The 6,463-nt window shown below is 61.4% G+C and carries 7 protein-coding genes and 1 pseudogene; 4 read left to right on the top strand and 4 right to left on the bottom strand.

The features are described from left to right. Positions 1-135: 135 nt before the first annotated feature. From cysC to VFJ08_RS15865, 3 genes and pseudogenes are all read right to left on the bottom strand, one after another. Entirely contained in the window at positions 136-771 is a 636-nt protein-coding gene (gene cysC, locus VFJ08_RS13090) for an adenylyl-sulfate kinase (RefSeq protein ID WP_324997664.1), read from the bottom strand. A gap of 114 nt (positions 772-885) precedes the next feature. Beyond that, positions 886-1,071: a hypothetical protein gene (locus VFJ08_RS13085; RefSeq protein WP_324997663.1), complete on the bottom strand. Its 186-nt coding sequence runs from the start codon at positions 1,069-1,071 to the stop codon at positions 886-888. Positions 1,072-1,088: 17 nt separating this feature from the next. Then, positions 1,089-1,307, bottom strand: a pseudogene (locus tag VFJ08_RS15865) (Sir2 family NAD-dependent protein deacetylase); the annotation flags it as partial. Positions 1,308-1,457: 150 nt separating this feature from the next. On the opposite strand from VFJ08_RS15865, the gene VFJ08_RS15790 reads away from it, so the two are divergent. The 3 genes from VFJ08_RS15790 to VFJ08_RS13080 all read left to right on the top strand — a co-directional run bounded on the left by VFJ08_RS15790 (position 1,458) and on the right by VFJ08_RS13080 (position 3,755). Then, positions 1,458-1,745, top strand: coding sequence for a BrnT family toxin (locus VFJ08_RS15790; RefSeq protein ID WP_349257012.1), 288 nt, complete (start codon positions 1,458-1,460; stop codon positions 1,743-1,745). Then, entirely contained in the window at positions 1,742-1,957 is a 216-nt protein-coding gene (locus VFJ08_RS15785) for a BrnA antitoxin family protein (protein WP_349257011.1), read from the top strand. The genes VFJ08_RS15790 and VFJ08_RS15785 overlap by 4 nt, the downstream gene beginning before the upstream one ends. Before the next feature lie 229 nt (positions 1,958-2,186). Further along, on the top strand, positions 2,187-3,755 hold the full coding sequence (locus VFJ08_RS13080) for a cryptochrome/photolyase family protein (RefSeq protein ID WP_324997662.1): 1,569 nt from the start codon (positions 2,187-2,189) through the stop codon (positions 3,753-3,755). Positions 3,756-4,060: 305 nt separating this feature from the next. Here VFJ08_RS13080 and VFJ08_RS13075 read toward each other — a convergent pair whose 3' ends face one another. Further along, the gene (locus tag VFJ08_RS13075; protein ID WP_324997661.1) at positions 4,061-4,561 is read right to left on the bottom strand and encodes an REP-associated tyrosine transposase; all 501 of its coding nucleotides are present in this window, start codon (positions 4,559-4,561) and stop codon (positions 4,061-4,063) included. 242 nt (positions 4,562-4,803) lie between these two features. Between VFJ08_RS13075 and VFJ08_RS13070 the strand changes: the two genes are divergently transcribed. Next, positions 4,804-6,249, top strand: coding sequence for a deoxyribodipyrimidine photo-lyase (locus tag VFJ08_RS13070; protein ID WP_324997660.1), 1,446 nt, complete (start codon positions 4,804-4,806; stop codon positions 6,247-6,249). Positions 6,250-6,463 lie beyond the last annotated feature (214 nt).

Genomic DNA, 6,463 nt, shown 5'->3' with positions numbered 1-6,463 from the left:
CGATAACGACGGAGGCGATCATGAGCAGGCCGAGGCGCATCACGGACATATATGTAGGACCAGCGGTTCGAGTCGAAGCGCGGCAGGATAGCACAAGGTATCGCGGCCCCCGACACGCGAAAAATCGAGCGATTGTCACCGTGCCGAACCCGCGGCCGCCACCAGCGAGTTTTCCAGATAACCGCGCGTGATCAGGTACTCGACCAGTTGCTCGATGCAGCCGTTCACGTCCTTGTCCGCGGTGTGCAGGTGCACTTCCGGATTTTCAGGGGCTTCGTAGGGCGCGCTGATGCCCGTGAAGTTAGGAATGCTGCCCGCCCGCGCCTTTTTGTAAAGGCCCTTCGGATCGCGCTGCTCGCAAACCGCCAGCGGCGCATCCACGAACACTTCGACGAAGTCGTCCTCGCCGGACAGCGCCCGCGCCATTTCGCGATCCCGGCGATACGGCGAGATGAACGCGGTGAGGTTGATGATGCCGGCGTCGCGAAACAGCTTAGCCACCTCGCCGATACGCCGGATGTTCTCGATCCGGTCCTCGGGCGTGAACGAAAGATCCCGATTGAGGCCGGTGCGCACGTTGTCGCCGTCCAAACGATAGGTACGACAGCCCATGTTGGTGAGCCGCTCTTCGAGCGCCACCGAGATGGTGGATTTGCCCGAGCCCGACAGGCCGGTAAACCAGATGGTCAGCCCGCGATGGCGGTTGATCGCCTCGCGGCGCTCGCGGCTTACCGTGCCATCGTGCCAAATGAGATTTTCGTTCTTGCTCATAGAGTTCCAGTGTACCTCTAGTCGTGTAACCGAAGCGGCCTTTCCGGCAGGCGCCACCCTACGTCAGCTTTGCCACGATGGCCGGAAGAATATCCGCGGCCGGCCCCGCGCATTTTACGCCGCACAACGCATCGGCCGTCGCTCCGCCGGACGCCGCCGCGCCGTCGTATAAAATGGCAACAGCACCATATCGAAGCCATAGCCGAATTGGCGCTGATAACGCACCAGCGCCGCCTGCGGCGGCATTTCCCCGGACAGCCGGGCGTTCCATGGCGCCACAACGCGCAACGCGGCGGCCAACGCTCCAGGCTAGAATAATCCTCGACATCGCGCCATTGTCCGCAACGTACGCAGAACAGCCGATGAATATTGCAGTACATCCCGATCAGGTCGCGCGTACCGGCTGCGCGATGCAGCCCGTCGACATTCTGTGTCGCCGCACACAGATGCCGACGCGTTCCGCCAGCGCATCCAGCGCCCGATGGCTGGCATTCGACCGAGCACCGCGGCAGGCCGCCTCGAGCTAGGCGATGCACTTCCACGTCAGCGCCGGATCGCGCGCGAACATGGACCCGGGAGTGCCTGTTCGATCGGCCGTCTCGGCCGTGTGTTCGTCGCTATACAGTCCGCCCACGCCGCGTAGGGCGCCATATTGACCTATCCATAGATCGGCATACAATGTATGTATGATAAAATTCGAATGGGACGTCGCTAAAGCGCAATCTAACGTCAAAAAGCACGGGGTCTCGTTCGAAGAGGCGAAATCTGTGTTTTACGACGAATACGCGCGCCAATTCTTTGATGACGGTCACTCTGTATCCGAGGAACGTTTCATCATGCTCGGACTGAGCGACCGTTCACGCGTTCTCGTCGTATGTCACTGCGAACGCGCTCAAGGGCAATCCATTCGGCTTATTTCGGCTCGTAAAGCAACCGCGAACGAGCGCAAATACTATGAAGGCCCAATGCCATGAAAAAAGAATATGTTTTTTCGAAAATGAGGTCTCGTAAAAATCCGTATGCTACGAAGCTAAAGCGTCAGGTCACGATTCGTATGCGAGACGATGTCATCACGTACTTTAAAGACATGTCCGAAGATACGGGTATCCCCTATCAAAGCTTAATCAATCTTTATCTTCGAGATTGTATGGCTGCTGGCCGGCAACCAGACCTTTCCTGGAAATAATGGTGCTCAACGGATCGCTGCAGACCCGTAGGACAGATTAGCTGAAGGCGTAATCCGACAGAACAAAGCACCGAGCCCGAGCAGCCGCAAACGTCGTCGCACCGTGATAAGCCGGCCGAGGCTGTCGGCTTACGGCCTGCGGCCTGCGGCCTACACCGCTTACGATCTTCGGTCCGAGCCGGCTGGTTCGCGTAATCTGCCGGATATTTCCAGACATCGGGAGCCACGATTGGCCGGAATCCGAAATCTTGTGATCGTGCTCGGCGATCAGCTCGATCGCGATCTGTCCGCGCTGGACGGCTACGATACCGAACAGGACATCGTCTGGATGGCGGAGAATCAGACCGAGGCGACCCATGTGTGGTGCCACAAACAGCGGCTGGTACTGTTCTTCGCCGCCATGCGCCATCATCGCGACGATCTTCGACGACGCGGGTACCGGCTGTGGTACCACGCGCTGGAGGCCGACGCGCGACGCGACAGCGGGCCGGATTTTTCCGCGATTTTGACCGCCGCCGTCAACAATCTGGCGCCAAAACGCCTGGTCATGACCGAATGCGGCGACTGCCGCGTGCAGCAAATGCTCGTCGAATGCGCTAACGCGCACGATCTCGCCCTGCAGGTGCGGCCCGACCGCCACTTCTACTGCGGCCGCGAGGCCTTTAACGAATGGGCCGCCGGGCGCGATTCGCTTGTCCTCGAGCATTTCTATCGCTGGATGCGGCGCGCCGAAGACGTGCTCATGGACGGCGATCACCCCGAAGGCGGTCGGTGGAATTTCGACAAGCAGAATCGCGAGTCCTTCGGCCGCGCGGGCCCGGGAAATTTGCCGCACGTTCGCCGGTTCCGGCCGGACCGCATAACGCGCGACGTGATCGATATGGTGGCATCTCGATTCGGCGGGCACCCCGGCCATATCGATGGTTTCGACCTTCCGGTAACGCACGACGAAGCCCGCACGGCGCTGCGCGATTTCATCGACCATCGGCTGGCGCTGTTCGGCGACTACCAAGACGCGCTCTGGACGAATATGCAGTTCGCTTATCATTCGCGCCTGTCCGCCGCTCTTAACCTGCATCTGCTCGATCCACGCGCTTGCGTCGATGCGGCCGTGGCCGCTTACGAGGCCGGGAAGGCGCCGCTGAACAGCGTGGAGGGCTATATCCGCCAGGTTCTGGGCTGGCGCGAGTTCGTACGCGGCGTCTACTGGCGCGAAATGCCCGGCTACGCCCGCCGGAACGCGCTTCGCGCCCGGCTACCCGTTCCACGCGCGTACTGGGACGGCGAGACCGACATGGCCTGCGTCGCGGATGCCATGCGTAATGTGCTGCACAACGGCTACGCCCACCATATCCAGCGGCTCATGGTGCTCGGGCTGTTCGCGCTGGTCGCCGGCGTTCATCCCTATCGGTTTCACGAATGGCACGTGGCGATGTATCTGGACGCCGTCGACTGGGCGAGCCTGCCCAACGCCCTCGGCATGAGCCAATTCGGCGACGGCGGCCTGCTCGGCACCAAACCATATTGCGCATCAGGGAATTACATCAACAAGATGAGCAATTACTGCAAGAATTGTCGGTTCGATCCCGGGCAAGCAACCGGAGACGATGCTTGTCCTATAACAACACTTTACTGGGACTTTCTCGACCGAAATCTCGAACGATTCCGCCACAACCGACGCATGGTGTTCCAAGTCAAAAACCTTGAGAGGAAACGCGCGGATGAACCGCTGATGGAAGCCATCCGCCGCCGCGCCCGTGCCCTGCGCCAACACCTCGCCGACGGCGAACGTATTTGAGTATGCGATAGCTCTTTGCATTGGGTTGTCGGCTTACGGCCTGCGGCCTAAGCCGACCTACATGCCGCACAACCGCCCGCGTAGGTCGGATTAGCCGTAGGCGTAATCCGACAGAACAAAGTCCCAAGCCTTGGGCAGCTACAAGCGCCGTCACACCGTGGTAAACCACCCGCCACGGCTGTCGGCTTACGGCCTTCGGCCTAAGCCGACCTACGTAAACCGCTCGCGCTCGTAGGTCGGATTAGCCGTAGGCGTAATCCGACAGCGCACCCCGGCCAGCGAGGCCGCTCTATCGATAAATAATGCTATTCATGCCCGACACCCGCCGGGATGTTAGGTGGCCCGGCACGCCCCCAGTCCGGCAGATAATGGCCTTGCCGCACGCAATGCGCGAAGCTCGAATGCGGCCATTCATATGGCGCTGCGGCCAGACCATGCTTTACGGGGTTGTAATGGATGTAATCCATATGCCGCGTGAAATCGATCTCGTCTCGTATCGTATGTTCCCAGAAACGCGGCTGCCATAGCCGCTTGACGCTGCCGATACGCCTGGAAACATCGCTCTTGATCAACCGCCAACGCAGCGAGTAATCCCCATCGGCCGGCGGCAGCGTCCAGATGGCATGCAAATGATCCGGCAGAACGACCATGGCTTCGATCGCGAACGGATGACGCGAACGAACGTTACGAAAAGCGGCGCGTAACAAATCCACGTGACGCGCCTTGCCAAGCCACGGCCGACGCCCCGCGGTGACGACGGTGAAGAAATAGCAGCCGCCAACGACATAGTTGCGACGGTAGCGCATGGTGCCCGATTCCTGCTTTCGTTCCCCTCCGGAGAGTGTATCGATAGGCAAGCGCTTCGCAATGTCGGCTTACGGCCTTTAGCCTAAGCGACCTACAGGTTCCGTGAGCCTTCGCGCAGGTCGGATTAGCCGGAGGCGCCATCGACGGGTTGGGTGGCGATGCTCATCGGGGCACGCGGTATCATCCGTACCGAGAGGCCATTCGTAACTCCGTCATACCCCTCGACCGGAAAAGAACCTCGATGAAAAAACGCGTGATCCTATGGTTTCGACGCGATCTGCGCCTGGCGGACAACCCGGCGCTGCACGCGGCGCTCGCGGGTGACTTCGACTCGATTGTGCCGGTGTTCATCCATGCGCCGGATGAGCTTGGCGATGAGGCGCCGGGCGGCGCGCAGAGCGTCTGGCAGCACTTCTCGCTGGCCGCGCTGGACGCCAGCCTTCAGGGCTTGGGTTCGCGTCTGGTCATCCGACACGGGCCGACTATCGCGGCCCTGGACACGCTGATCGAGGAGAGCGGCGCCCGCGCGGTCTACTGGAACCGGCTATACGACCCGCACACGATCGCCCGTGACCGACAGGTCAAGCGTCATCTCGAGGACCGCGGCTTGGAAACGGCGAGCTTCAAGGCGCTGTTGCTGCACGAACCCTGGACGGTCTCGACCCGACAGAACACGCCCTACAAGGTCTTTACGCCGTTCTGGAAAGCGATCCGCGACGAACCGGCGGGCAACCCCCTGCCCGCCCCGAGCCGCCTGCCCGAGGTCTGGTCGCGGCTCGGTTCCGTGGCGCTCTCGGAACTCGGGCTGTTGCCGGACATCCGGTGGGACGAGCGTATCCGCGAGACCTGGACGCCGGGCGAAGACGGCGCACACGCACGCCTTGAGGCCTTTGTGTCGAAGACACTGCCTGAATACCGCGACAGCCGTGAGCGGCCCGCCCGGCATGGCACCTCGTATCTCTCGGCGCATTTGCATTTTGGCGAAATCGGCCCGCGCCAAGTAGTGCACCGCGTCGAGGAATGGCTGCACGAGCACGGCCGCGAGGCGGATCGCACGCATGCAGAGACCTTTCTCAGCGAGATCGGCTGGCGCGAATTCGCGCATCACGTATTGTTCCACTTCCCGAATACGCCAAGCGAGCCGCTCGACGAGCGTTTCAAGCATTTTCCATGGGCGAACGACGACGAGGCGCTCCAAGCCTGGCAGGACGGCCGCACCGGTATTCCGATGGTGGACGCGGGAATGCGCGAACTCTGGGCCACCGGGTATATGCACAATCGCTTGCGCATGACCGTGGCCTCGTTCCTGACCAAGAACCTGCGGATCGCCTGGCAACACGGCGAGCGCTGGTTCTGGGATACGCTCGTGGATGCCGATCTCGCGAATAACACGCTGGGCTGGCAATGGGCCGCCGGTTGTGGCGCCGACGCCGCGCCCTTCTTCCGCATCTTCAATCCGGCGCGCCAAGGTGAGCGTTTTGACGCCGACGGCGCTTACGTCCGGCGCTGGGTTCCCGAACTCGCCGAGCTGCCGAACAAGCACATCCATGAACCCTGGGCCGCGCCGGAACGCATTCTCGACGATGCGGGCGTGGCGCTGGGCGAAACTTATCCAAAGCCGATTGTCGATCTGAAGGCTTCTCGCAAGGAAGCGCTTGAAGCCTTCGATCGGATCAAGAATGGTTAGGGCCTGTTGCCGCTTCATACGACGCCGCGCCGGCGGCCATTTTGGTGCAAGACAAGGCGCAGCGGGTGTACGGTAGTCATTCTACCGTAGCGCGCTGCAACGCAGGATTGCGGCAAAATGGCCCCGGCCCTTCGGGTTGCGGCCCCAAATCGCGCCATCCGGCGTTGCAGAGCTTGACCGCAGAATGACTGCGGCCGGCGCTCTGCGTCTTGGC

Source organism: Salinisphaera sp. (genome assembly GCF_035690525.1).
GTDB lineage: Bacteria > Pseudomonadota > Gammaproteobacteria > Nevskiales > Salinisphaeraceae > Salinisphaera.
Note: the sequence above shows the minus strand (reverse complement) of the source record. Positions and strands in the feature narration are given on the sequence as shown.

Bases quoted from the DNA above. Each gene is read 5' to 3' on its own strand.
- cysC (WP_324997664.1), bottom strand. From the start codon at position 771: ATGAGCAAGAACGAAAATCTCATTTGGCACGATGGCACGGTAAGCCGC.
- VFJ08_RS15790 (WP_349257012.1), top strand. From the start codon at position 1,458: ATGATAAAATTCGAATGGGACGTCGCTAAAGCGCAATCTAACGTCAAA.
- VFJ08_RS15785 (WP_349257011.1), top strand. From the start codon at position 1,742: ATGAAAAAAGAATATGTTTTTTCGAAAATGAGGTCTCGTAAAAATCCG.
- VFJ08_RS13075 (WP_324997661.1), bottom strand. From the start codon at position 4,561: ATGCGCTACCGTCGCAACTATGTCGTTGGCGGCTGCTATTTCTTCACC.
- VFJ08_RS13070 (WP_324997660.1), top strand. From the start codon at position 4,804: ATGAAAAAACGCGTGATCCTATGGTTTCGACGCGATCTGCGCCTGGCG.